This window comes from Pseudomonas sp. MF09156 (assembly GCF_059862305.1).
Map to the genome: position 1 here is coordinate 310212 of NZ_JCBCUR010000001.1, position 26175 is coordinate 336386.

At 61.8% G+C, this 26175-nt stretch carries 22 protein-coding genes; 12 read left to right on the plus strand and 10 right to left on the minus strand.

Features of this window, described 5'->3' with window-relative positions:
- Positions 1-57: 57 nt before the first annotated feature.
- A complete protein-coding gene (locus AC19YY_RS01445) occupies positions 58-339 on the plus strand; it encodes an HU family DNA-binding protein (protein ID WP_169954510.1) in 282 nt (93 codons plus the stop codon).
- Positions 340-406: 67 nt separating this feature from the next.
- On the opposite strand, the gene rlmF is transcribed toward AC19YY_RS01445, so the two are convergent.
- The 5 genes from rlmF to AC19YY_RS01470 form a co-directional block, all read right to left on the minus strand.
- The gene (gene rlmF, locus AC19YY_RS01450) at positions 407-1423 is read right to left on the minus strand and encodes a 23S rRNA (adenine(1618)-N(6))-methyltransferase RlmF (protein WP_169954509.1); all 1017 of its coding nucleotides are present in this window, start codon (positions 1421-1423) and stop codon (positions 407-409) included.
- Between the two features lie 216 nt (positions 1424-1639).
- A complete protein-coding gene (locus AC19YY_RS01455; protein ID WP_169954508.1) occupies positions 1640-4486 on the minus strand; it encodes a valine--tRNA ligase in 2847 nt (948 codons plus the stop codon).
- A 142-nt stretch (positions 4487-4628) separates the two neighbouring features.
- Positions 4629-5021, minus strand: coding sequence for a DNA polymerase III subunit chi (locus tag AC19YY_RS01460; RefSeq protein ID WP_500603789.1), 393 nt, complete (start codon positions 5019-5021; stop codon positions 4629-4631).
- 7 nt (positions 5022-5028) lie between these two features.
- Positions 5029-5457 carry a DNA polymerase III subunit chi gene (locus AC19YY_RS01465; RefSeq protein ID WP_169954506.1) on the minus strand — a complete coding sequence of 143 codons (429 nt, stop codon included), beginning with the start codon at positions 5455-5457 and terminating at the stop codon, positions 5029-5031.
- Between the two features lie 155 nt (positions 5458-5612).
- Positions 5613-7103 (minus strand): leucyl aminopeptidase, encoded by a 1491-nt coding sequence (locus tag AC19YY_RS01470; protein WP_169954505.1) that lies wholly within the window; start codon positions 7101-7103, stop codon positions 5613-5615.
- Between the two features lie 282 nt (positions 7104-7385).
- Here AC19YY_RS01470 and lptF point away from each other — a divergent pair, with 282 nt between their 5' ends.
- The 10 genes from lptF (at position 7386) to tadA (ending at position 17827) form a co-directional block, all read left to right on the plus strand.
- Entirely contained in the window at positions 7386-8504 is a 1119-nt protein-coding gene (lptF, locus tag AC19YY_RS01475; RefSeq protein WP_169954504.1) for an LPS export ABC transporter permease LptF, read from the plus strand.
- Positions 8497-9576: an LPS export ABC transporter permease LptG gene (lptG, locus tag AC19YY_RS01480; RefSeq protein WP_169954503.1), complete on the plus strand. Its 1080-nt coding sequence runs from the start codon at positions 8497-8499 to the stop codon at positions 9574-9576. Before lptF ends, lptG begins: the two co-directional genes overlap by 8 nt.
- A gap of 152 nt (positions 9577-9728) precedes the next feature.
- Positions 9729-11528: a translation elongation factor 4 gene (gene lepA, locus AC19YY_RS01485; protein ID WP_003210439.1), complete on the plus strand. Its 1800-nt coding sequence runs from the start codon at positions 9729-9731 to the stop codon at positions 11526-11528.
- Between the two features lie 5 nt (positions 11529-11533).
- Positions 11534-12388 (plus strand): signal peptidase I, encoded by an 855-nt coding sequence (gene lepB / locus AC19YY_RS01490; RefSeq protein WP_032859965.1) that lies wholly within the window; start codon positions 11534-11536, stop codon positions 12386-12388.
- Between the two features lie 154 nt (positions 12389-12542).
- A complete protein-coding gene (gene rnc, locus AC19YY_RS01495) occupies positions 12543-13232 on the plus strand; it encodes a ribonuclease III (RefSeq protein ID WP_029297476.1) in 690 nt (229 codons plus the stop codon).
- The gene (gene era / locus AC19YY_RS01500; protein ID WP_029297473.1) at positions 13225-14127 is read left to right on the plus strand and encodes a GTPase Era; all 903 of its coding nucleotides are present in this window, start codon (positions 13225-13227) and stop codon (positions 14125-14127) included. Before rnc ends, era begins: the two co-directional genes overlap by 8 nt.
- A 188-nt stretch (positions 14128-14315) precedes the next feature.
- Complete coding sequence (gene recO, locus AC19YY_RS01505) at positions 14316-15005, plus strand: DNA repair protein RecO (protein WP_500603790.1); 690 nt, start codon at positions 14316-14318, stop codon at positions 15003-15005.
- A 51-nt stretch (positions 15006-15056) separates the two neighbouring features.
- A complete protein-coding gene (pdxJ, locus tag AC19YY_RS01510; protein ID WP_432754579.1) occupies positions 15057-15800 on the plus strand; it encodes a pyridoxine 5'-phosphate synthase in 744 nt (247 codons plus the stop codon).
- A 150-nt stretch (positions 15801-15950) separates the two neighbouring features.
- Positions 15951-17330, plus strand: a complete 1380-nt coding sequence (locus tag AC19YY_RS01515) for a multicopper oxidase domain-containing protein (RefSeq protein WP_169954500.1) — start codon at positions 15951-15953, stop codon at positions 17328-17330.
- Positions 17330-17827 carry a tRNA adenosine(34) deaminase TadA gene (gene tadA / locus AC19YY_RS01520; protein WP_169954499.1) on the plus strand — a complete coding sequence of 166 codons (498 nt, stop codon included), beginning with the start codon at positions 17330-17332 and terminating at the stop codon, positions 17825-17827. Before AC19YY_RS01515 ends, tadA begins: the two co-directional genes overlap by 1 nt.
- A gap of 146 nt (positions 17828-17973) precedes the next feature.
- On the opposite strand, the gene cmoB is transcribed toward tadA, so the two are convergent.
- The 5 genes from cmoB to lon all read right to left on the minus strand — a co-directional run bounded on the left by cmoB (position 17974) and on the right by lon (position 23361).
- Complete coding sequence (gene cmoB, locus AC19YY_RS01525) at positions 17974-18930, minus strand: tRNA 5-methoxyuridine(34)/uridine 5-oxyacetic acid(34) synthase CmoB (RefSeq protein WP_170041800.1); 957 nt, start codon at positions 18928-18930, stop codon at positions 17974-17976.
- Entirely contained in the window at positions 18927-19670 is a 744-nt protein-coding gene (gene cmoA, locus AC19YY_RS01530) for a carboxy-S-adenosyl-L-methionine synthase CmoA (protein WP_169954497.1), read from the minus strand. Before cmoA ends, cmoB begins: the two co-directional genes overlap by 4 nt.
- A 36-nt stretch (positions 19671-19706) precedes the next feature.
- Positions 19707-20363, minus strand: coding sequence for a lysoplasmalogenase (locus AC19YY_RS01535; RefSeq protein WP_500603791.1), 657 nt, complete (start codon positions 20361-20363; stop codon positions 19707-19709).
- A 1-nt stretch (position 20364) separates the two neighbouring features.
- Positions 20365-20757 carry a protease inhibitor I42 family protein gene (locus AC19YY_RS01540; RefSeq protein WP_169954495.1) on the minus strand — a complete coding sequence of 131 codons (393 nt, stop codon included), beginning with the start codon at positions 20755-20757 and terminating at the stop codon, positions 20365-20367.
- Positions 20758-20940: 183 nt separating this feature from the next.
- Entirely contained in the window at positions 20941-23361 is a 2421-nt protein-coding gene (gene lon / locus AC19YY_RS01545) for an endopeptidase La (protein WP_262376934.1), read from the minus strand.
- 400 nt (positions 23362-23761) lie between these two features.
- Here lon and AC19YY_RS01550 point away from each other — a divergent pair, with 400 nt between their 5' ends.
- The gene (locus AC19YY_RS01550; RefSeq protein WP_170041801.1) at positions 23762-26098 is read left to right on the plus strand and encodes a putative bifunctional diguanylate cyclase/phosphodiesterase; all 2337 of its coding nucleotides are present in this window, start codon (positions 23762-23764) and stop codon (positions 26096-26098) included.
- The last annotated feature ends 77 nt before the right edge of the window (positions 26099-26175 follow it).

A 26175-nucleotide genomic window follows, 5' to 3' on the forward strand; every position in this document is an offset into this window, starting at 1 on the left:
GATGGCTGACACTGCACTCTGCAATCCAAATGAATTTGATAGGGAAGGAACACCACAATGGCTTTGACTAAAGACCAACTGATCGCTGATATCGCCGAATCCACTGACACCACCAAGGTTCAAGTACGTGCAGTACTGGAGCAACTGGCTCAGATCGTTGGTGACCAGCTGGACAACGGCGGCGAAATCACTCTGCCAGGTGTTGGCAAGCTGAAAGTGGCCGAGCGTCCAGCCCGTACCGGCCGTAACCCTTCGACTGGCGCTGCCATCGAAATCGCTGCGAAGAAAGTGATCAAGCTGGTTGTGGCCAAAGGCCTGACCGACTCGATCAACAAGTAAGACGCAGCAAAAAAAACCGTGCATCGGAGCGATCCGGGCACGGTTTTTTGTTGCCTGCGATTTGCCTCTAGCGCACCCAGCGCTGGCGCCAGATCTGCTGCTCGTTCTTGGTCTGGAAGGTCCATGCCACAAAACGGCTCTGTTTCTGGCCCTGGGACATCTCCACCACCTGGCTTTCCAGGACCCCGGCCTTTTTCAGCGCGGTCTCGATGGCAGGCAGGTTGGACGCTTTTGACACCAGAGTGCTGAACCACAGCACCTTATGTGCAAAATGCGCGCTTTCGGCGATCAATTGCGTGACAAACCGCGCCTCACCGCCCTCGCACCACAGCTCTGCCGATTGGCCGCCGAAGTTCAATACCGGCAATTTGCGCTTGGGGTCGGCCTTGCCCAGGGCACGCCACTTGCGCTCGCTGCCTTTGGTCGCTTCATCCATGGAGGCATGGAAGGGCGGGTTGCACATGGTCAGGTCAAAACGCTCACCCGGCTCCAGCAGCCCCAGCAGAATATGCTTGGGATTGGTTTGCTGGCGCAGTTGGATGACCTTGCTCAGGTCATTGGACTGCACAATGGCCTTGGCGGCGGCCACGGCGGTAGGGTCGATCTCGGAGCCGAGGAAGTTCCAGCGGTAGTCCATGTAGCCGATCAGCGGATAGACGCAGTTGGCGCCCATGCCGATGTCCAGCACCTTGACGATCGAGCCACGGGGAATCTTGCCGTCGTTGACGCTGGCCAGCAGGTCGGCGAGGAAGTGCACGTAATCGGCACGGCCCGGCACCGGTGGGCACAGGTAGTCAGCCGGGATATCCCAGTGCTGCACGCCATAGAACGCCTTGAGCAGCGCCCGGTTGAACACCCGCACCGCGTCCGGGCTGGCGAAGTCGATGCTTTCCTTGCCGTAGGGGTTGAGGATCACATACTGGGCCAGTTCTGGCGTGGTCTTGATCAGCGCGGGGAAGTCGTAACGGCCCTGGTGGCGGTTGCGCGGGTGCAGGGTCGCTTCCTTGCGCGGCGCGACGGGCTTGGCCGTGGCGGCGGTTTTCGGCTTCTTGCGGGGCGGTTTGGGTGTGCTGGGGGCGGTCATGATGATTCTGGTGTTGGCTCAAAGTGGCGGCCATTGTCACACATCCTGAGCCCAACCCGTTCAACTGTAGGAGCCGGCTTGCCGGCGATGCGGGTGACTCGGTGTATCGGGCAGACCGAGGTGATGCTATCGCTGGCAAGCCGGCTCCTACATTGATTGGGTTTGCAGTGCCAAAAAAAAGAGACCCGAAGGTCTCTTTTTTACGCAGGCCGGCCCTTACAGGCTGGAAATCCGCGCATGTTGCTCCGCCAGCTTGCCCAACGCCTGTTCGGCCTCGGCCAGCTTGGCGCGTTCCTTGTCGATGACTTCGGCCGGGGCCTTGTCCACGAACGCCGCATTGGACAGCTTGCCGCCGACGCGCTGCACTTCGCCCTGCAAACGCAGGATTTCCTTGTCCAGGCGTGCCAGTTCGGCGCCTTTGTCGATCAGGCCGGCCATCGGCACCAGCACTTCCATCTCGCCAACCAGTGCGGTGGCAGACAGCGGTGCTTCGGCGCCATCAGCCAATACGGTGATCGACTCCAGCTTCGCCAGCTTCTTGAGCAAGGCGTCGTTCTCGGTGAGACGGCGCAGGTCTTCGGCACTGGCGTTCTTCACGAACACCGCCAAAGGCTTGCCCGGGCCGATGTTCATCTCGGCGCGGATGTTGCGCGTGCCGAGCATCAGGGCCTTGAGCCATTCGATATCGCTTTCGGCAGCCTCGTCGATGCGGGCTTCATTGGCCACCGGCCAAGGTTGCAGCATGATGGTCTTGCCTTCGATACCGGCCAGCGGCGCCAGGCGCTGCCAGATTTCTTCGGTGATGAACGGCATGAACGGATGCGCCAGGCGCAACGCCACTTCCAGCACGCGCACCAGGGTGCGACGGGTGCCGCGCTGGCGCTCGATCGGTGCGTTCTCGTCCCACAGCACCGGCTTGGACAGTTCCAGGTACCAGTCGCAATACTGGTTCCAGATGAACTCGTACAGCGCTTGTGCGGCCAGGTCGAAACGGAACTGGTCGAGTTGGCGGGTCACTTCGGCTTCGGTGCGCTGCAACTGCGAGATGATCCAGCGATCAGCCAGGGACAGCTCAAAGGCTTCGCCGTTCTGGCCGCAGTCTTCGCCCTTGTCCAGCACGTAGCGCGCCGCGTTCCAGATCTTGTTGCAGAAGTTGCGATAGCCTTCGACGCGGCCCATGTCGAACTTGATGTCGCGACCGGTGGACGCCAGCGAGCAGAAGGTGAAGCGCAGGGCATCGGTGCCGTAGCTGGCGATGCCGTCGGCGAACTCGTCGCGGGTCTGCTTCTCGATCTTTTTCGCCAGTTTCGGCTGCATCAGGCCCGAGGTGCGTTTTTGCACCAGGGTCTCCAGGTCGATGCCGTCGATGATGTCCAGCGGGTCCAGCACGTTGCCCTTGGACTTGGACATCTTCTGGCCCTGGCCATCACGCACCAGGCCGTGCACGTACACGGTCTTGAACGGTACCTGCGGGGTGCCGTCCTCGTTCTTCACCAAATGCATGGTGAGCATGATCATCCGGGCAACCCAGAAGAAAATGATGTCGAAACCGGTGACCAGCACGTCGGTGGAGTGGAATTTCTTCAGGAACTCGGTCTGCTGCGGCCAGCCCAGGGTCGAGAAGGTCCACAGGCCCGAACTGAACCAGGTGTCCAGCACGTCGTTGTCCTGTTGCAGCGCCACGTCCGCACCGAGGTTGTGCTTGGCGCGCACTTCGGCTTCATCGCGGCCGACGTAGACCTTGCCCGACTCGTCGTACCAGGCCGGAATGCGGTGGCCCCACCACAACTGACGGCTGATGCACCAATCCTGGATGTCGCGCATCCACGAGAAGTACATGTTTTCGTACTGTTTGGGCACGAACTGGATACGGCCGTCTTCCACGGCAGCAATCGCAGGTTCTGCCAACGGCTTGGTGGAGACGTACCACTGGTCGGTCAGCCACGGCTCGATCACCGTGCCGGAGCGGTCGCCTTTCGGTACTTTCAGGGCGTGGTCATCCACGCTGACCAACAGGCCGGCGGCATCGAACGCGGCAACGATCTGCTTGCGTGCTTCAAAGCGGTCGAGGCCGGCGTATTCGGCCGGGATCTTGCCGTCGATGCTGTCGTTCAGCGTGCCGTCGAGGTTGAACACCTGGCAGGCCGGCAGAACGGCGGCGTTCTTGTCGAAGATGTTCAGCAGCGGCAGGTTATGGCGCTTGCCGACTTCGTAGTCGTTGAAATCGTGGGCCGGGGTGATTTTCACGCAGCCGGTGCCGAATTCAGGGTCGCAGTAATCATCGGCGATGATCGGGATGCGGCGGCCGACCAATGGCAGCTCGACAAATTTGCCGATCAGGGCCTGGTAGCGTTCGTCTTGCGGGTTAACGGCCACGGCGGCGTCGCCGAGCATGGTTTCCGGACGGGTGGTGGCGACGATCAGGTAGTCGTTGCCTTCGGCCGTCTTGGCGCCATCGGCCAGCGGATACTTGAGGTTCCACAGGAAACCTTTCTCGTCGTGGTTTTCCACTTCAAGGTCGGAAATCGCCGTGTGCAGCTTGGTGTCCCAGTTCACCAGACGCTTGCCGCGGTAAATCAGGCCATCTTCGTGCAGGCGCACGAAAGCTTCCTTGACCGCTTCCGACAGGCCGTCGTCCATGGTGAAACGCTCGCGGCTCCAGTCTACGGACGAGCCGAGGCGACGGATCTGACGGCTGATATTGCCGCCGGACTGGTCCTTCCATTCCCAGATTTTTTCCAGGAATTTCTCGCGGCCCAGGTCGTGACGGCTCTGGCCGGTGGCTTCCAGTTGGCGTTCCACCAGCATCTGGGTGGCGATGCCGGCATGGTCGGTGCCCGGCTGCCACAGGGTGTTGCGACCCTGCATGCGGCGGAAACGGATCAGGGCGTCCATGATCGCGTTGTTGAAACCGTGACCCATGTGCAGGCTACCGGTGACGTTCGGCGGCGGGATCATGATTGTGTAGGACTCGCCCGCACCTTGCGGAGCGAAATAGTTCTCGGACTCCCAGGTCTGGTACCAGGAAGTTTCAATAGCGTGCGGCTGGTAGGTCTTATCCATGCGCGGCGGGACCCTAGTTGGCATTTATTCAGGAAAGCCGACAAGTATAACGAGGGATAGGGGAGAGGGCGAGACGAAGAGAAGGGCTACGGCTGGCGCGGGTCAAATGTGGGAGCGGGCTTGCCCGCTCCTACAGGGGATCTCAGGACTGGTACTGGCTGAGCAACCGCTCCATGCGCGCATCCATCCGGCGCTTGATCTCGGTTTCGATGTGCGGGGCAAAGTCGTCGATAACGTCCTGCATGATCAATTGCGCAGCGGCGCGCAGTTCGTTGTCCAGGTGCAGCAGCAAGGCGTCGGGGGCTTTTTCGGCGGCAGGTTGCGTGGGCGCCGCTTGTACGACGGGCGGCTCGACAGGCTCGGCTGCCCCAGGCTTGGCGCCGACCTGGTCGAACAGCAGGGGGATCTGTACCTCTTCTGCGACAGTATCGGTCAGCAGCGGTGGTTGCAGGTTGTCATCACCCAGCAACTGGCGGATCGACTCAAGGTCGTCCAGCAGGTGGTCAGACGGTTTTAGCGGGTTTGAAGTGTCCATCATGTGCTCAGAGTCGCTGTAATCGGTGATCTTGCAGAGAATAGCCCTGTTCGCGGTAGAAACGGAAACTCTCCCGCGCGGCCTGACGAATAGCCGGATCTTCCACCACCACTTCCGCCACGCGGGCGAAACCCTTGGCGAACGCCGGCACTTTCAGGTCCAGGTTGACCAACAGGTCATGGTGATCACCACAACTGTCGCCCACACCCAGTACCACCAGGCTCTCAGGCTCCGATTCTGCGGGGCCGTGGGGCACGAAGCTCTCGCCCTTGAAGCGCCACAGGCGGGCATCGAGGTCGTCACGCTGGGCGCTGTCGCTGCAATGCAGGTAGATGCGATGGCCCATGCGCCAGGCTTTTTCCGTGAGCTTGCAGGCAAAGTCCAGGCGCGCCGACGGATCGGCGCTGGGCAATATATAGAAGTCGACTTGGGTCATTACATGTCCTGCAGCGGCCTGCATGCTTTGCCTGTAGGAGCGAGCTTGCTCGCGAAAATCGTTAACGATGACGCGTTCATTCTGAATGAACGCGTTGTCCTCAGGTTTTTCGCGAGCAAGCTCGCTCCTACAGGGTCAAGCAGGGGCCGTGATGTTTAGGCCTTGGCGCGATCCAGCAGGTATTGGGTCAGCAGCGGCACCGGACGACCGGTAGCGCCCTTGTCTTTGCCTCCGCTGGTCCAGGCGGTGCCGGCGATGTCCAGGTGGGCCCAGTTGAAGTTCTTGGCAAAGCGCGACAGGAAGCAGGCGGCGGTGATGGTGCCGGCCTTTGGTCCGCCGATGTTGGCGATGTCGGCGAACGGGCTGTCCAGTTGCTCCTGGTACTCATCGAACAACGGCAGTTGCCACGCACGGTCGTCGGCGGCCTTGCCGGCGCTGAGCAGTTGCTCGACCAACTCGTCGCTGTTGCCCAAAAGGCCCGAGGTATGGGAACCCAGGGCGACGATGCAGGCACCGGTCAGGGTCGCGATATCGATCACCGCCTGTGGCTTGAAGCGCTCGGCGTAGGTCAGGGCATCGCACAGCACCAGGCGACCTTCGGCGTCGGTGTTGAGGATTTCCACGGTCTGGCCGCTCATAGTGGTGACGATGTCACCTGGACGCGCCGCCCCGCCGCTCGGCATGTTCTCGGCACAGGCCAGGATGCACACCAGGTTGATCGGCAGCTTGAGTTCGAGCACGGCACGCAGGGTGCCGAAGACACTGGCGGCGCCGCCCATGTCGTACTTCATCTCGTCCATGCCGGCGCCCGGCTTGAGGCTGATGCCGCCAGTGTCGAAGGTGATGCCTTTACCGACCAGGGCGAACGGCTTGTCGGCCTTCTTGCCGCCGTTGTATTGCATGACGATCAGGCGGGGTGGCTGGTCGCTGCCCTGGCCCACGGCATAGAACGAGCCCATGCCCAGTTCCTTGATCTTCTTCTCGTCGAGCACTTCGACTTTCAGGCCCTTGAACTCTTTACCCAAGGCCTTGGCCTGCTCGCCGAGGTAGGTCGGGTGGCAGATGTTGGGTGGCATATTGCCCAGGTCGCGGGTGAACGCCATGCCGGCGGCGATGGCCTGGGCGTGGGTGGTGGCGCGCTGTACTTCAGCCTGGGCGGCCTTGATGGTCAGCAGGGTGATTTTCTTCAGGGCGCGGGGTTCGGCTTTCTGGCTCTTGAACTGGTCGAAGGTGTAGCCGCCATCCAGCAGGGTTTCGGCCAGCAGGCGGGTCTTGCCATAGCTGTCGCGGCCCTTGACCACGATTTCGTCCAGCGCCAGTGCCGCATCGCTGCCGCCCAGGCCCTTGAGGGTGTTGAGGATGGCGCTGATGATCTTGCGGAACGGGCGGTCGCCCAGTTCGGCGTCCTTGCCCACGCCCACCAGCAATACGCGGTCGGCCTTGAGGTTGGGCAGGCTTTGCAGCAGCAGGCTTTGGCCGACCTTGCCGGCCAGGTCGCCACGCTTGAGCACGGCGCTGATGGCGCCACCGCTCAGTTCATCGACTTGTTTGGCGGCCGCGCCGAGCTTGCGGCCTTCGCCGATGGCGACCACGAGGGTGGCGGTCTTCAACGTTTCGGGGCTAACGCTTTTTACAACCAATTCCATGTTCGGGTCCCTTATATAAGGTCAAAGAGCCTGGAGTCTGTACTCCGGCCTGTAGGCTGGGCCGCCTGTAGGCGAGCCCGACAAGGCCCGCAGTTTGTACCGCGCCGCCCGAGCCTGACAACCCTTGACGCCAGCTTTGTGCACGGCTGTGAGCAAGCTCCGTGACAGGCGCCGACAATCACAGGATAATGCGCCATCTTTTTCGCCGGCCCGTGTCAACGGGGCGACTTGATATGCTTGCTTGTTTGGCCGCCTTAGCCTGACAACCCTGGAGTGTCTGGTTTGATTGTCTTCCGTTATCTGTCCCGCGAAGTCCTGCTGACCCTGAGTGCCGTGAGTGCGGTGTTGTTGGTCATCATCATGAGTGGTCGTTTCGTCAAATACCTGGCCCAGGCTGCCTCGGGGGCCCTGGATCCGGGTTCGCTGTTCCTGATCATGGGCTTTCGCCTGCCGGGGTTCCTGCAACTGATCCTGCCCCTGGGCCTGTTTCTCGGGATCCTGCTGGCCTATGGCCGGCTCTACCTCGAAAGCGAGATGACCGTGCTCTCGGCCACCGGCATGAGCCAGCAGCGCCTGCTGGCCATGACCATGGTCCCGGCCACTGGCGTGGCGCTGGTGGTGGCCTGGTTGAGCCTGAGCCTGGCCCCCCAGGGCGCCATGCAGTTCCAGCTGGTGCTCAACAAACAGGACGCGATGACCGAGTTCGACACCCTCGAACCGGGCCGCTTCCAGGCGCTCAACGACGGCACCCGCGTGACCTACACCGAGCGCATGACCGACGATCGGGCCAACCTCGGCGGCGTGTTCATCTCCGAGAAGCGCCTGGGCCAGGACAAGAAAGACCGTGGCATTTCCGTACTGGTGGCCGATAGCGGGCGCCAGGAAGTGCGTCCGGACGGCAGCCGCTACCTGATCCTGGAGAACGGCTATCGCTACGACGGCAGCCCCGGCCAGGCCGACTACCGCGCCATCAAGTACGACACCTACGGGGTGATGCTGGCCCGGCCGGATGTGAGCAACGAGGTCACTGACCGCGACGCGATCCCGACCCCGGCCCTGATCGGCAGCAAGGAGTTGCGCTCGATTGCCGAACTGCAATGGCGTATTTCCCTGCCACTGCTGGTGTTTATCGTCACGCTGATGGCGGTGCCGCTGTCCCGGGTCAACCCGCGCCAGGGCCGCTTCCTCAAGTTGCTGCCGGCGATCCTGCTGTACATGGCCTACCTGACCATCCTGATTTCCGCCCGTGGCTCCCTGGAGAAGGGCAAGCTGTCGCCGACCCTGGGGCTGTGGTGGGTCCACGGCATCTTCCTGGTGATTGGCCTGGGCCTGCTGTATTGGGAACCGATTCGCTTGAAAATGCAGAGCCGTCGCGGCATGAAGGAGATGGCTCGTGGGTAAGTTGGATCGCTACATCGGTAGCAGCGTACTGGTCGCCATCCTGGCGGTATTGGGCATCATCCTCGGGTTGGCGTCGTTGTTTGCCTTCATTGATGAGGTGGGCAACGTCACCGATACCTACACGGTCACTGACGTACTGAGCTACGTGGCGCTGACCGCACCGCGCCGCCTCTACGACATGATGCCGATGGCCGCACTGATCGGCTGCCTGATCGGCCTGGGCAGCCTGGCCAGCAACAGCGAGCTGACCATCATGCGCGCGGCGGGGGTGTCCATCGCCCGTATCGTCTGGGCGGTGATGAAACCCATGCTGCTGCTGATGGCCGCCAGTGTGTTGATCGGCGAATACGTGGCGCCACCGGCGGAAACCACCGCCCAGGCCAACCGTGCGCTGGCCCAGGGCTCGGGCGACGCCCAGAGCTCCAAGCGAGGCCTGTGGCACCGCCAGGGTGATGAATTCATCCACATCAACGCGGTGCAACCCGGTGGCCTGTTGGTGGGTGTCACCCGCTATCGCTTTGATGAAGAGCGCCACATGCTGTCGTCGAGCTTTGCCAAACGGGCACAGTTCAATGACAACCAGTGGGTGTTGAGCGATGTCACCACCACTCATTTCCGCAACCCCGGCAAAGGCACCGAGGCCAGCACCGAGGTGATCAACGAGCCGACACAGGCCTGGGACATCGCGCTCAAGCCGGAACTGCTCAATACCGTGGTGATGATCCCGGAAAGCCTGCCGATCTCCGGTTTGTGGAGCTATATCCACTACCTCAAGGACCAGGGCCTGAACAACGGCCGCTACTGGCTGGCATTTTGGGTCAAGGTGTTGCAGCCGGTGGTGACCGCTGCGCTGGTGTTGATGGCGATTTCGTTTATTTTCGGCCCTTTGCGCTCGGTAACCCTGGGCCAGCGGGTATTTACCGGGGTCTTGGTAGGGTTCACCTTCCGCATTGCCCAGGACCTGCTGGGGCCGTCGAGCCTGGTATTCGGCTTTTCGCCGCTGTTTGCGGTGCTGGTGCCGACTGCCATCTGTGCCCTGGCCGGGTTCTGGCTGCTGCGCCGGGCCGGTTGATCCGCGCTTGTTGAACAAAAAATGCCCCATTCGCAAGAACGGGGCATTTTTGTTATTGGTCGCCAAAGATGACGTCTGGCCCGAGCATCAGGTACAATTCCCGGCTATTTTTCAGCGGGCAATCTGCCTGCAGCCTTTTTGAGTGTTGATCCGTGAGTGATTTGAGTCATATCCGCAATTTCTCCATCATCGCCCACATTGACCATGGTAAGTCGACGCTGGCCGATCGATTCATCCAGATGTGCGGCGGCCTTGCCGAGCGTGAAATGGAAGCCCAGGTCCTGGACTCCATGGACCTCGAACGCGAGCGCGGGATCACCATCAAGGCCCACAGCGTTACCCTGTACTACACCGCCAAAGACGGTATCAAGTACCAGCTGAACTTCATTGACACCCCGGGCCACGTCGACTTTACCTATGAAGTCAGCCGTTCCCTGGCGGCCTGTGAAGGCGCGTTGCTGGTAGTGGATGCGGGCCAGGGCGTAGAAGCCCAGTCCGTGGCCAACTGCTACACCGCCATCGAGCAGGGCCTGGAAGTCATGCCGGTGCTGAACAAGATCGACCTGCCACAGGCTGATCCGGACCGCGTGAAGGAAGAAATCGAAAAAATCATCGGCATTGACGCCACCGACGCCGTCGAGTGCAGCGCCAAGACTGGCCTGGGTGTCGACGAAGTGCTCGAGCGCCTGGTCAAGACCATTCCCGCGCCAACCGGCAACTACGAAGATCCGCTGCAAGCGTTGATCATCGACTCCTGGTTCGACAACTACCTGGGCGTTGTGTCCCTGGTACGCGTGCGCCATGGCCGGGTGAAGAAGGGCGACAAGATTCTGGTCAAGTCCACCGGCAAGATCCACCTGGTGGACAGCGTCGGTGTATTCAACCCCAAGCACACCGCTACCACTGATCTGAAAGCCGGTGAAGTAGGCTTCATCATTGCCGGTATCAAGGACATCCACGGTGCGCCGGTCGGTGACACCCTGACCTTGAGCTCGACGCCTGATGTCGATGTGCTGCCAGGTTTCAAGCGCATCCAGCCACAGGTTTATGCCGGTCTGTTCCCGGTCAGCTCCGACGACTTCGAGGATTTTCGCGAAGCCCTGCAAAAGCTGACCCTCAACGACTCGTCGTTGCAGTACACCCCGGAAAGCTCCGACGCCCTGGGCTTCGGCTTCCGCTGCGGGTTCCTGGGCATGCTGCACATGGAGATCATCCAGGAGCGCCTGGAGCGCGAGTACGACCTGGACCTGATCACCACCGCGCCAACCGTTATTTTTGAGCTGGCGCTGAAAACCGGTGAAACGATTTACGTCGACAACCCGTCCAAGTTGCCGGATCTGTCGTCCATCGAAGATATGCGCGAACCGATCGTGCGCGCCAATATTCTCGTGCCGCAGGAACACCTGGGCAACGTCATTACCCTGTGTATCGAAAAGCGTGGCGTGCAGCACGACATGCTGTTCCTCGGTACCCAGGTCCAAGTGACCTACGATTTGCCGATGAACGAAGTGGTCCTGGACTTCTTTGACCGTCTCAAATCCACCAGTCGCGGCTATGCTTCGCTGGATTACCATTTCGACCGTTATCAATCGGCTAATCTGGTGAAGCTCGATGTATTGATCAACGGTGACAAGGTTGATGCCCTGGCGCTCATCGTCCACAAGGACAATGCGCACTACAAAGGTCGCCAACTGACCGAGAAGATGAAAGAACTGATTCCGCGCCAGATGTTCGACGTCGCGATCCAGGCCGCCATTGGCGGGCAGATCATTGCGCGGACTTCCGTCAAGGCACTCAGAAAGAACGTACTGGCCAAATGCTATGGCGGCGACGTGAGCCGTAAGCGCAAGCTGCTCGAGAAGCAAAAGGCCGGTAAAAAACGCATGAAGCAAGTGGGCAACGTGGAAATTCCACAAGAAGCCTTCCTTGCGGTGCTCAGGTTGGATAGTTAGGTCCTATGTCACTAAATTTCCCGCTGTTGCTGGTCATCGCCGTTGCCGTCTGTGGTCTCCTGGCGCTGCTCGATCTGCTGTTCTTCGCCCCGCGTCGTCGGGCGGCCATCGCGTCCTATCAGGGCAGCGTCAGCCAGCCCGATGGCGTAGTGATCGAGAAGCTGAACAAAGAGCCTTTGCTGGTTGAATACGGCAAGTCGTTCTTCCCGGTGTTGTTCATCGTGCTGGTGCTGCGCTCGTTTCTGGTAGAGCCGTTCCAGATTCCTTCGGGCTCGATGAAACCAACCCTGGATGTGGGCGACTTCATCCTGGTGAACAAATTTTCCTACGGGATCCGCTTGCCGGTGATCGACAAGAAAATCATCGAGGTGGGTGACCCGCAGCGCGGCGATGTGATGGTGTTCCGCTACCCAAGCGACCCGAACGTCAACTACATCAAGCGTGTGGTCGGCCTGCCGGGTGACGTGATCCGCTACACCAGCGACAAGCGCCTGTTCGTCAATGGCGAATCGGTGGCCGAGAAACTCATCGGTTCCGAGCCGAACACCCTGGGCAGCGCCGAGCTGTACGAGGAAAAACTCGGGGCGGTAGAGCACCAGATCCGCAAGGAAATGAGCCGCTACCGTTCGCCGCCCGACAACCAGTGGACCGTGCCTGCCGGGCACTACTTCATGATGGGCGACAACCGCGACAACTCCAATGACAGCCGCTACTGGGATGATCCAAGCATTCCCAAGGAGCTGCTGGGCATGGTTCCCGACCAGAATATCGTCGGCAAGGCCTTCGCGGTCTGGATGAGCTGGCCCGAACCCAAGCTCAGCCACCTGCCGAACTTCTCGCGGGTGGGGCTGATCAAGTAATCCATGCGGCGCTGTGAACACAGCGCCGAATGCTTTTCTGGGGCTTGGACATTGGTCCGGCCTCGAGCAACACACAGCATTGCCAGGATTTGAATTTGAACACAGCGTTAATCGTCGATGGCCTTTGCCGCCACGTACTGAAAGTAGGTAAACCGTGAGCGTTTCTTTGAGTCGTCTTGAGCGTCAGCTCGGTTACACCTTCAAGGACCAGGAATTGATGGTCCTTGCCCTCACACACCGCAGTTTTGCCGGGCGCAACAACGAACGCCTGGAATTCCTCGGTGATGCCATTCTCAACTTCGCCGCTGGCGAAGCCCTGTTCAACCGCTTCCCCCTGGCCCGTGAAGGCCAGTTGTCGCGCCTGCGCGCGCGCCTGGTGAAAGGCGAGACCCTGGCCGTCCTGGCCCGTGGTTTTGACTTGGGCGAATACCTGCGCCTGGGTTCCGGCGAGTTGAAAAGCGGCGGTTTCCGCCGTGAGTCGATCCTGGCCGATGCCCTGGAAGCCCTGATCGGCGCGATCTATCTCGATGCCGGGATGGAAGTGGCCAAGGAGCGGGTCATGGCCTGGCTGGCGTCGGAAATCGACAGCCTGACCCTGGTGGATACCAACAAGGATCCCAAGACCCGGCTGCAGGAATTTTTGCAGTCGCGCGGCTGCGAACTGCCACGCTACGAAGTGGTGGATATCCAGGGTGAGCCGCATTGCCGTGTGTTCTTCGTCGAGTGCGAAGTCACCTTATTGAACGAAAAAAGCCGAGGTCAGGGTGTGAGCCGTCGTATTGCCGAACAGGTAGCGGCCGCTGCAGCACTGATTGCCCTGGGCGTGGAGAATGGCCATGACTGATTCAACCGCAACACGCTGTGGCTATGTTGCCATCGTCGGCCGTCCCAACGTGGGCAAGTCCACGCTGCTCAACCATATCCTGGGGCAGAAGCTGGCGATCACCTCGCGCAAGCCGCAGACCACCCGCCACAACATGCTGGGCATCAAGACCGAAGGCAACGTGCAAGCGGTCTATGTCGACACCCCGGGCATGCACAAAGGCGGCGAGAAAGCCCTGAATCGCTACATGAACAAGACCGCTTCAGCGGCGTTGAAAGACGTCGACGTGGTGATCTTCGTGGTTGACCGCACCAAGTGGACCGATGAGGACCAGATGGTGCTGGAGCGTGTGCAGTATGTCACCGGCCCGTTGATCGTCGCGCTGAACAAGACCGACCGTATCGAAGACAAAGCCGAGTTGATGCCGCACCTGAGCTGGTTGCAGGAACAACTGCCGAACGCCCAGATCATGCCGATCTCGGCCCAGCACGGGCACAACCTTGAAGCCCTGGAGCGGGTGATCGCCGGCTACCTGCCGGAGAACGAGCACTTCTTCCCGGAAGACCAGATCACCGACCGCAGCAGCCGTTTCCTTGCCGCCGAACTGGTACGCGAGAAAATCATGCGCCAGATGGGCGCCGAGCTGCCGTACCAGATCACCGTGGAAATCGAAGAGTTCAAGCAGCAGGGCAAGACCCTGCATATCCACGCGCTGATCCTCGTCGAACGTGACGGCCAGAAAAAAATCATCATTGGCGACAAGGGCGAGCGCATCAAGCGCATCGGCACCGAGGCGCGCAAGGACATGGAATTGCTGTTCGATTCCAAGATCATGCTTAACCTGTGGGTGAAGGTTAAGGGCGGCTGGTCTGATGATGAGCGCGCACTGCGCTCCCTGGGCTACGGCGACCTGTAATCAGTCACCAGTAACACCGCAGGACAAAATGTGGGAGCGGGCTTGTGTGGGAGCTGGCTTGCCTGCGATAGCATCGCCTCGGTCTACGTGACACATCGAGGCGTCTGCATCGCAGGCAAGCCAGCTCCCACACAAGACAGGTCCCACATTGGTTTATCGCTGTTCTTAAGTTCTGCGAAGAGACATTCATGTCCCCAACCCCACCCCCCAGCCAACCCGCCTACGTCCTGCACAGCCGCGCCTACCGCGAGACCAGCGCCCTGGTGGACTTCCTCACGCCCCAAGGCCGGCTACGCGCGGTACTGCGCAGCGCGCGGGGCAAGGCGGGCACGTTGGCGCGGCCATTCGTGGCCCTGGAGGTGGAGTTTCGCGGCAAGGGCGAGCTGAAAAACGTCGGCCGCCTGGAAAGCATCGGCACCTCGGCCTGGCTCAATGGCGAGGCGCTGTTCAGTGGCCTGTACCTCAACGAACTGCTGATCCGTCTTTTGCCCGCGGAAGACCCGCACCCAGCGGTGTTCGATCACTACGCCGCCACCTTGCTGGCCCTGGCCGAAGGCCGTCCCCTGGAGCCGCTGTTGCGTGCCTTCGAATGGCGCCTGCTCGACGACCTGGGCTACGGTTTTGAACTGAGCAACGACCTGCACGGCGAGCCAATCGCCAGCGACGGCATGTACCGCCTGCAAGTGGACGCCGGCCTGGAGCGCGTCTACCTGCTGCAACCCGGCCTGTTCCAGGGCACCGAGTTGCTGGCCATGGCCGACGCCGACTGGAGCGCCCCCGGCGCCCTGTCTGCCGCCAAGCGCCTGATGCGCCAGGCCCTGGCCGTGCATCTGGGCGGTCGGCCATTGGTCAGTCGCGAGTTGTTTCGAAAGCCCTGACATCCCCGTGTATGCTGTGCACCGATTCTTTCCCTTTTCAGGAGCGCTTCCGTGACCACCAGCAATCGCATTCTTCTTGGCGTCAACATCGACCACGTCGCCACCCTGCGCCAGGCCCGGGGCACTCGCTACCCTGATCCGGTGAAGGCTGCGCTGGATGCCGAAGAAGCAGGCGCCGACGGTATCACCGTGCACCTGCGCGAAGACCGCCGGCACATCCAGGAGCGCGACGTACTGGTGCTCAAGGACGTGCTGCAAACCCGCATGAACTTCGAAATGGGCATCACCGAAGAAATGATGGCCTTCGCCGAGCGCATCCGCCCGGCACATATCTGCCTGGTCCCGGAAACCCGCCAGGAACTGACCACCGAAGGCGGCCTGGATGTGGCCGGCCAGGAAGCGCGGATCAAAGCCGCCGTCGAGCGCCTGTCGCAGATCGGCAGTGAAGTCTCGCTGTTTATCGACGCCGACGAACGGCAGATCGAAGCCTCGCGCCGTGTGGGCGCCCCGGCCATTGAGTTGCACACCGGGCGCTACGCCGATGCCACAACCCCGACCGAAGTCGCCGACGAACTGCAACGCATCATCGACGGCGTGGCCTGCGGCCTGCGTGAGGGCCTGGTCGTCAACGCCGGCCATGGCCTGCACTACCACAACGTCGAAGCCGTGGCGGCGATCAAGGGCATCAACGAACTGAACATCGGCCACGCCCTGGTCGCCCATGCGCTGTTCGTCGGTTTCAAGGGCGCGGTCGCTGAGATGAAAGCGCTGATCCTGGCCGCCGCCAAGCCCTAACCAACGCTGAAGATCCAACGTGGGACGGGCTTGTGTGGGAGCGGGCCCTTTCCCACATGCGGCAATGCGAAGCCTTACTGTTTAGCCAGCAGGGGTGTATCGTATTTGCCCTTTGCGGGCCCTGGGCCCGCGCAGATCCGTGAGGTTGTTGTGTCCCGATCCTTTTCCCGTCGACAAATCCTTGGTGGCCTCGCCGGCCTGGCAGTGGTGGGTGTCGGTGCCGGTGGCGCCTATCGCTACTGGCTGGGGAAAGTCGCGGACGCCAGCGCCGGGCGTGATTACGAGTTGATTGCCGCACCGTTGGACGTGGAACTGGTGCCGGGACACAAGACCCAAGCCTGGGCCTTTGGCCCCTCGGCGCCGGGCACCGAGTTGCGTGTACGCCAGGGCGAATGGCTGCGGGTGCGCTTTATCAACCACCTGCCCGTTGCCACCACCATCCACTGGCACGGCATCCGCCTGCCCCTGGAAATGGACGGCGTGCCGTACGTCTCGCAATTGCCGGTACTGCCTGGCGAGTATTTCGACTACCAGTTCCGCGTGCCCGACGCCGGCAGCTACTGGTATCACCCCCATGTCAGCAGCAGCGAAGAACTGGGCCGTGGCCTGGTCGGCCCATTGATTGTCGAGGAGCGCGAGCCCACCGGCTTCCAGCACGAACGCACCCTGAGCCTGAAAAACTGGCATATCGACGAGCAGGGTGAATTTGTCGAGTTCAGCATCCCCCGCGAAGCAGCCCGTGGCGGTACGGCCGGGCGCCTGTCGACCATCAACGGTGTGCCGCAGGCGGTCATCGACCTGCCTGCCGGGCAAATCACCCGGGTGCGCCTGCTCAACCTCGACAACACCCTGACCTATCGCCTGAACATTCCCAACGCCCAGGCGCAGATCTATGCGCTGGACGGCAACCCCATCGAGCCACGGCCTTTGGGCAAGGAATACTGGCTAGGCCCGGGCATGCGCATTTGCCTGGCAATCAAGGCTCCGCCGGCCGGCGAAGAGCTGTCGATCCGCAATGGCCCGGTGCGCCTGGGTACCTTTCGCTCGGTGGCTAATACTGATGCGCCGGGCGAGTGGCCGCCCGCGTTGCCGGCCAACCCGATTGCCGAGCCGGACCTGGCCAATGCCGAGAAACTCAACTTCAATTTCGAATGGGTCGGCTCGGTCTCGGTCAACGTCGAAAACAGGCCGCCGAGCCTGTGGCAGATCAACGGCCAGGCCTGGGATATCACCGACAAGACCTGCGCCGACCGGCCGATTGCCAAGCTCGAGTTGGGCAAGAGCTACATCTTTGAATTGAAAAACATGACCCAGTACCAGCACCCGATCCACCTGCATGGCATGAGCTTCAAGGTCATCGCCTCGAACCGCCATAAAGTGACGCCGTACTTCACCGACACCTACCTGCTGGGCAAGAACGAGCGCGCCCGCGTGGCGTTGGTGGCGGATAACCCCGGGGTGTGGATGTTCCATTGCCATGTGATCGACCACATGGAAACCGGCCTGATGGCCGCCATCGAGGTGGCGTGATGCGCCAGATTCGCCCCACGGCGATCATCGACCGCAGCCGTGACCAGGACTTCATGCGTGAAGCCCTGGCTCTTGCCGCCCAGGGCGCGGCCCTGGGTGAAGTACCGGTAGGCGCGGTGCTGGTGCAGGACGGCGAAATCATCGGGCGCGGCTTCAACTGCCCGATCAGCGGCAGCGACCCGAGCGCCCATGCCGAGATGGTCGCCATCCGCGCGGCGGCCCAGGCCGTCAGCAACTACCGCCTGCCGGGCAGCACGCTGTACGTGACCCTTGAGCCGTGCAGCATGTGCGCCGGGCTGATCGTCCACTCGCGCATCGCCCGGGTGGTGTACGGCGCGCTGGAGCCCAAGGCCGGGATTGTGCAGAGCCAGGGGCAGTTCTTCAGCCAGGGCTTTCTCAATCACCGGGTGTTGTATGAAGGCGGGGTGTTGGCCGAGGAGTGTGGGACGGTGTTGAGTGAGTTCTTCAAGGCCAGAAGGGCCAAGCCCAGCACCTGATCTCAATGTGAAAACCCAATCAATGTGGGAGCTGGCTTGCCTGCGATAGCGGTCTGCCAGTTGCCAAATGTGTAGCTGACCCACCGCTATCGCAGGCAAGCCAGCTCCCACATTTTTGATCTTCATGTTTTCTGGAAGAGTGGGGGTTACTTCTTGGCGATAATCACCGCGCGCATCGGCGCCGGCAGCCCTTCAATCGTCTTGCTGTGATCTTCAGGGTCGAGGAAGTCACTCAAGGACTGATACTTCATCCACTCTGTCCCACGCTGTTCCTCGACCGTGGTCACGCTCACATCCACGCAACGCACTTCGCTGAACCCGGCACGCCGCAGCCAGAGCATCAGCGCTGGCACCGAAGGCAGGAACCACACATTACGCATCTGTGCGTAACGGTCTTCTGGCACCAGTACCTGTTGTTGATCACCCTCGATCACCAACGTCTCAAGCACCAGTTCGCCTCCCTTGACCAGGCAATCCTTGAGCGCCAGCAAATGCTCGATCGGCGAGCGGCGGTGGTAGAACACGCCCATGGAGAACACTGTGTCGAAACCTTCCATGTTCGGCGGCAGGTCCTCGAACGGGAACGGCAGGTGCCAGGCGTTGGGGGCCGACAGGTAGCGCTGCACCGCCTGGAACTGGCAGAAGAACAGCCAGTTGGGATCCACGCCAATCACACTGTCGGCGCCGGCGCCGAGCATGCGCCACATGTAATAACCGTTGCCACAGCCCACATCGAGGATGCGCTTGCCTTTGAGGTTCAGGTGCGGCGCGACCCGCGACCATTTCCAGTCCGAGCGCCATTCGGTGTCCACATGCACCCCGAACAGGTTGAACGGCCCCTTGCGCCACGGGCTCAGGCCCATCAGCGCGGCATGCATCTGCTCACGGGTTGCGTCATCGCAATCGGTGTCCAGGGTCAGGCCGTTCAGCAGGTCGATTTTGCTTGGCAGGATCTTGGGCAAGGCGTCCAGCGCACTTTGCCAGCGGGCCAGGTCGCCATGGCCCTTTTCCATCTTTGCATCGAGTTGTGCTTGCAGGCCCTGGGCCCATACGGCCAGGGGAGTGCCGACCAGATGGCGGGCGAGGGGAGACAGATCAATCATGGCAAGGCAATCAACGAGGCAAAGTTAAGACACTGGAACCACGGCACGACTTTTGAGAACCCGGCTGCCAGCAGGCGTTCACGGTGTTCTTCGAGGCTGTCGGGCTTCATGACGTTTTCGATGGCGCTGCGCTTCTGGGCGATTTCCAGTTCGCTGTAGCCGTTGGCGCGCTTGAACGCCACGTGCAGATCGGTGAGCAATGCATGTTCTTCGGGATCATTGAAGCGCAGTTTTTCCGAGAGAATCAGCGCGCCACCGGGCAGCAGCGCCTGGCGAATCCGCCCAAGCAGCGCCAGGCGCTCCTCGGGGGCGATAAATTGCAGGGTGAAATTCAGCGCCACCACCGAGGCCGGCTGGAACTGCAGGGCGAGGATATCGCCTTCGATTACCTCCACCGGCAGCAGCTCCTGGAACATCGAGTCCTGGCCGTTGAGGTATTCGCGGCAGCGCTCGACCATCGCCGCCGAGTTATCCACAGCGATCACCCGGCAGCCGTCGGTGCGCACATGGCGCCGCAGGGCCTGGGTCACCGCACCCAGGGACGAACCCAGGTCATACAGCACACTGCCCGGCTGGGCGAACTGCGCTGCCAGTACGCCGAGGTTCTCGACAATGGTCGGGTAACCGGGCACCGAACGCTTGATCATGTCCGGGAACACCCGCACCACGTCCTCGTTAAAGGCGAAGTCCGGCACCTGGGGCAAGGGCTGGGCGAATAGGCGATCGGGTTCTTTGCTCACGGCTGTTCCGGCGACGAAGTGGAAAAGGCCGGCATTTTAGCCAGGTTGGCGAGGCGATGCGCGGGTTGTCTGATGGAAAGCCGATGCGGTGATGCCCCATTGCCCCAACCAGTAGGTGATGATCAACAGATACGGCGCCGCATCTAAGGTCACCACAAAGCGGTTGATGCCGATCAGCGTGTCGGAAAACACAAACAACGCCGCGCCGATGGCCGCCAGCTGTGCCGAGCGCTTGGGCACGTCGCTACCCAGGCGAGCCAGCGCACGCCAGAGCATGGCGCTGATCACCAACGCGTACACCACCACCGGAATCAGCAAATCGCCCAGGCCGTGGGAAATCAGGATGCTCAACAAAATTGCCCCAACCCCCAGCGCCAGGGCCAGTGGCAACAGGGCCGGGCGGCGGCAGTCGCTGAAGTAGGCCTTGAGGTACGCCAGGTGCGCGAACAAAAACGCGCCCAGGCCGAAGATAAACAGGTCGCCGGGCCAGGCCAGCAACACATCGCCCACTACGGAGAAAATCAACCCCAGGCTGATCCAGCGTCGATAGTCGCTGGGCGGCGCGTCATGCAGCCAGCCCAGCATCGCCAGCACCGGTAGCGGCTTGACCAACAGGCAAAGCAAGGTGGCATGCGTGCTCAGACCGTAGATAAAGGTACCGGCACCCATCAACGCAAGAATCATCCATGGCATATCAGTTCACCGTAATGGCGCAGTCAAAGGTGTCCACCGGATTCACTTCCGGGGCCCAGGGTTGTTGGGAAGTCAGGCGCAGGCGGCCACTGCCTGGGGTAAAGGCCTGGAAGCGCCAGGTGGATTGCCCGGCGGCACCCACCACGCCGGCGTCCTCGGGGTTGCTGTAGACCTCGGGGCCGAGGCTGCGCAGCACGCCGCCGGCCGAATCCTGGATCGCCCAGCGATAACCGGTGGTGGGGTTGCTCGGCAAGGTCAGGGTCAGGTTTTGCCCGGCCTTGAGCTTGAGCGGGCAGGCGCTCTGTTTTTCGACGGTGACGTTTTGCTTCGGTGCACTGGCGCAAGCCCCGAGCAGGGCGAGGCTTAGCGCAAGAAGCAGGCGGGCAGCGGTCATGAAGGCTCCGTTTATTGGCGACGAAGGGCGAGCATAACCGAAGATGAGACAAGGTGTTACAGCAGGGTTTTGATGTTGGCCGTGCTGGCCCTATCGCGGGCAAGCCCGCTCCTACAGAGTACGCATTCCAACTGTAGGAGCGGGCTTGCCCGCGATGAGGCCAGTGCAGGCGCTACAGAACTATCAGAACAACACCTTCGCCACATCCGCAAACCGCTTGGCAAAGTGCACCGTCATGCCTTCCTTGAGGTACTCCGGCAACTCTTCAAAGCTGCCGCGGTTGGGCTCCGGCAGGATCAGTTCATGGATCTTCTGCCGCCGCGCCGCAATTACCTTCTCGCGCACGCCGCCAATCGGCAGTACATGCCCGGTCAGGGTCAGTTCGCCGGTCATGGCCACGCCTTTTTTCGGCGGCTGGTTGCGTGCCAGCGAGAGCAACGCACTGGCCATGGTCACCCCGGCACTCGGGCCGTCCTTGGGCGTCGCACCTTCCGGCACGTGCAGGTGCACGAAGGCTTCGTCGAAGAACTTCGGGTCACCGCCAAACGACTTCAGGTTGGAGCTGATGTAGCTGTAGGCGATTTCGGCGGATTCCTTCATCACTTCACCCAACTGCCCGGTGAGCTTGAAGCCGCGATTGAGCGTGTGGATGCGCGTCGCCTCGATCGGCAAGGTGGCGCCACCCATGCTGGTCCAGGCCAGGCCGGTGATGACACCCGTGCCCGACAGTACCTGCTCGTTACGAAACACCGGCATGCCCAGGGAGCTTTCCAGGTCCTTGTTGCCGATCTTGATCACCGAGTCCGGCTCATCCAGCAGCTTGACCACCGCCTTGCGTACCAGCTTGCCCAGTTGCTTCTCCAACTGGCGCACCCCGGCTTCGCGGGCATAGCCGTCGATCAACGCGCGCAGGGCGCCGTCGGTGATGCTCAGGCTGGTTTTTGCCACACCGGCTTTTTCCAGCTGCTTGGGCCACAGGTGGCGCTTGGCGATGGCGACTTTTTCTTCGGTGATGTAGCCCGACAGGCGAATCACTTCCATGCGGTCCAGCAACGGGCCGGGGATCGAGTCCAGGGTGTTGGCGGTACACACGAACAGCACTTTGGACAGGTCCAGGCGCAGGTCCAGGTAGTGGTCGAGGAATTCGACGTTCTGTTCCGGGTCGAGGGTTTCCAGCAGGGCCGACGCCGGGTCGCCCTGGTAGCTCTGGCCCATCTTGTCGATCTCGTCGAGCATGATCACCGGGTTCATCACTTCTACATCTTTGAGCGCCTGCACCAGCTTGCCCGGCAGGGCGCCGATGTAGGTGCGGCGATGGCCCTTGATCTCGGCCTCGTCGCGCATGCCGCCGACGCTGAAGCGGTAGAACGGCCGCCCCAGGGACTCGGCAATCGATTTGCCGACGCTGGTCTTGCCCACGCCCGGCGGGCCCACCAGCAGCACGATGGAGCCGGCGACCTCGCCTTTATAGGCGCCCACGGCAAGGAACTCGAGGATGCGACTCTTGATGTCGTCCAGCCCCGCATGGTGTTTATCCAGGACTTTGCGTGCGTGCTTGAGGTCGAGCTTGTCCTCGCCATACACGCCCCACGGCACCGAAGTGGCCCAGTCCAGGTAATTGCGCGTCACCGCGTACTCCGGCGATCCGGTCTCGAGGATCGACAGCTTGTTCAGCTCTTCATCAATGCGCTTCTGCGCCTGGGCCGGCAGCACCTTGCCTTCCAGGCGTTGCTCGAACTGCTCGACGTCGGCACTGCGGTCGTCCTTGGTCAGCCCCAGCTCCTGCTGGATCACCTTGAGCTGTTCCTTGAGGAAGAACTCGCGCTGGTGCTCGCCGATCTTGCGGTTCACCTCGGCGGAGATTTCCTTTTGCAGGCGCGCAACTTCCACCTCTTTGCGCAGCATCGGCAAGACTTTTTCCATGCGCTTGAGCATCGGCACGCAGTCCAGCACTTCCTGCAACTCGTTGCCGGTGGCCGAGGTCAGTGCGGCGGCGAAGTCGGTCAGGGGCGACGGGTCGTTGGGGCTGAAGCGGTTGAGGTAGTTCTTCAGCTCTTCGCTGTACAGCGGGTTGAGCGGCAGCAGTTCCTTGATCGCATTGATCAGCGCCATGCCGTAGGCCTTGACCTCATCGGTCGGCTCGCTGGGCTGGTGCGGGTATTCGACTTCCACCAGGTACGGTGGGCGGTGATGCTTGAGCCAGGTCTTGATGCGCACGCGGGTCAGGCCCTGGGCAACGAACTGCAGCTTGCCGTTTTCGCGGCTGGCGTGATGCACCTTGACCAGGGTGCCGTACAGCGGCAGGGCGGAGGTATCGAAATGCCGTGGGTCTTCGGGTGGCGTGTCCATGAAGAACAGCGCAAGGGAGTGATGGTCGGATTTGCTCACCAGCTCCAGGGTCTCGGCCCAGGGTTCTTCATTGACGATCACCGGCAACACTTGCGCCGGGAAGAACGGGCGGTTGTGGATCGGGATGATATAGACCTTGTCCGGCAGGTTTTGCCCAGGCAGGGCCAGGCCGGTGTTGGACGACGGGGTTTGTGCGTTTTCGGGGTCGGCGTAGTCGTTGAGGTCGATATCGGGGAATTCTTGCTGGTCGCTCATGGGGCACCTGCATAGTGAAGTATGGAGGTTAGATGGGGCAGGTGAGCGGTGGTTTCAATGGCGGCGGGTGGTTAGCAACAAATTGCATGATATTTCGACGTCAGCGCGGTGCCGCTGCGGGAACGGGCAAGTCACCGCGCACCGGCACTCTCTTGCGCAAAAAAACACGGCGATTTGAGGCCTGCCTGCGGGGTTTAGACGGTGATCTGTCGTCAAAATAATGTCAGCCAGGCGCCCGCATTTATTAGGTTTACTTCTGCCCGGCTGCGGCTAATCTGGGTTTTCCAAATGCCCCGAGAGAACGGGCATTTATTTGACACCGGGTCTGCAGTCGCGAGGGATGCGTATGACAAAAGGACGCTTGAGCTGGGGCGCGGGCACGCTGCCAGGAGGCAAGCGAATGAAGTGGCGCCACGCTTTCCAGACGCGGCTGGTCGGGGTGTTGGGGTTATTGCTGCTAGTGGTGGTGGGCGCGGTGTACTTCGCCGTGAAGGTTGCCACCACCCGCGCCGTGGAAAACCAGGCCCAGGTGCAACTGGAGACCGGCAGCCGGGTGTTCGAGCGCCTGCTGGACCTGCGCGGACGGCGCCTGCAATACGGCCTGGACTGGCTGACGGTGGACGAGCAATTTCGCCGCGCGGTCGCCGAGGGCCAGCCGGCACCGATCCTCGCTGCCCTGCGCCGGCATGGCAGCGGGATCCGTTCCAGCGAGGTGTTTGTGCTGGGGCTCGATGGCCAGGTCATCGTCAGCACTTTGGCTGGCGTGCCGGCGCAGCAAGCCTTCCCCTATGCCGATGCACTGCGCCATGCCCGGCGCAACTCCCTGCAAATGTTGATCGTCGCCCTGGCCGGCCAGCCGTTTTTGCTGGTGCAGGAAGAGGTGCTGGACCCGCTGCCCATTGCGCGGGTGGTCATGGGCTTTTCCATGGATGAGGTGTTTGCCGCCGAATTGCGCTCCCTGAGCAATCTGGAGGTGTCGTTCATGAGCATGGACCAGGGGCAGCCGGGCACCCTGTTCAGCACCCAGCCCTCGGCCGACCGCCCGGCCATCATCCAGGCGCTGCAGGAATCGAGCACCGCCGAGCTGGCGCAGATGAGCGAATTGCACGGCCAGCGTTTTCTCAGCCAGGTCCTGCCCCTGGCCAACACCGGTGATGGCGGGCAAGTCATGGCTTTGCTGCAAAGCCCGCTGGACCATGCCCTGCAATCCTTTGCGCCGCTGGACCGGCAGTTTCTCGGCATCGCCCTGGCAGCCCTGCTGGTCTCGCTGGTGGGCGCGCTGTTGATGGCGCGCCGCGTGTCCCGCCCGCTCGATGCCCTGGTGCAGGCGGCCGAGCGTATTGGCGGCGGGGATTACCGCACCCCAGTGGCGGTGCGCGGCAAAGATGAGTTCGGCCTGCTGGCCCGGGCCTTCAACGCGATGCAAAGCGGCATTGCCGTACGTGAGCGGCAGTTGGCGCACAACGCCCTGCACGATGCGCTGACCGGCCTGCCCAACCGCGCGCTGGCCATGGAACGCCTGGGCAGTGCGATCAGTGCACGGCGGCCGGTGGTAGTGCTGTACCTGGGGATTGAAAACTACCGGGTGATCAACGAAGGCTTTGGCCCCCAGGGCGTCGAGGAAATGCTGCGTGAGGCCAGCCGCTGCCTGCTGTCGAGCCTGGCGGCGGGGGATTCGGCGGCGCGCATTACCGGCAGCGAATTCCTCGTATTGCTGGAAAACACCAAGCTCGACAGCGCCGTGGCCCGCGCCGACCGCCTGTACAGCCTGTTGACCGAGCCGCAGCGGGTCGGTGGCGACGAACTGCGCCACGAAGTGAGCATGGGCATTGCCGCCTACCCCGAGGATGGCCAGCAGGTCGAAGAGCTGATCAGCCGCGCCGCCATTGCCCGTCACGACGCGGCCGCGCTGCCTGGCTATTTACAGATTTATCAACAGGACCGAGACCTCGCCCATCAACGCCAGATCAGTCTGATCCGCGACCTGCGCCGCGCCGCCATCGAAGACGAACTGTTCCTGTGTTATCAACCCAAGCTCGACCTGCGCCACGGCTATGTGCGCCAGGCCGAGGCGCTGTTGCGCTGGCAGCACCCGACCCTGGGCCTGGTATCCCCCGCCGAATTCATCCCCCTGGCCGAACGCTCCGGCAGCATGGCCAGCCTGACGCACTGGGTGATCGAAGAGGCGATCCGCCAGTTGGCAGAGTGGAGCGTGCGTGGGCTGGAAGTGCAGCTGTCGCTGAATATTTCGGTGGACGACCTGGGCGATGAAGGGCTGGCACCACGGGTCACCGAGCTGCTGGAACTGCACGGGGTGCTGGCCGGGCAGTTGATTTTCGAGATCACCGAAAGCGCGATCATGCACAACCCGGAACAGGCGTTGCGCATTCTCGAGCAATTGCGCGGCTGTGGCATCAGCCTGTCGGTGGACGACTTCGGTACCGGCTACTCGTCCCTGGCCCAATTGCAGCGCTTGCCGGTGCAGGAACTGAAGATCGACCAGTCGTTCGTGCGCAACCTCGACAGCACCAGCGGCGACGCGGTGATCGTGCGTTCGACCATCGAGATGAGCCACAACCTGGGGCTCAAGGTGGTGGCCGAAGGGGTGGAGTTCGAACCCAGCCTGAGGCTGCTCAAACAATGGAATTGCGACACCGCCCAGGGCTACCTGATCAGCCGGCCATTGAATGCCATGGCCTTTGAGATGTGGATGCGCCGCGATCGCAGCACGGTGTGACGGGCCCGGCGCGGTCAACATGTGGGAGAGGGCTTATGTGGGAGAGGGCTTGTGTGGGAGCTGGCTTGCCTGCGATA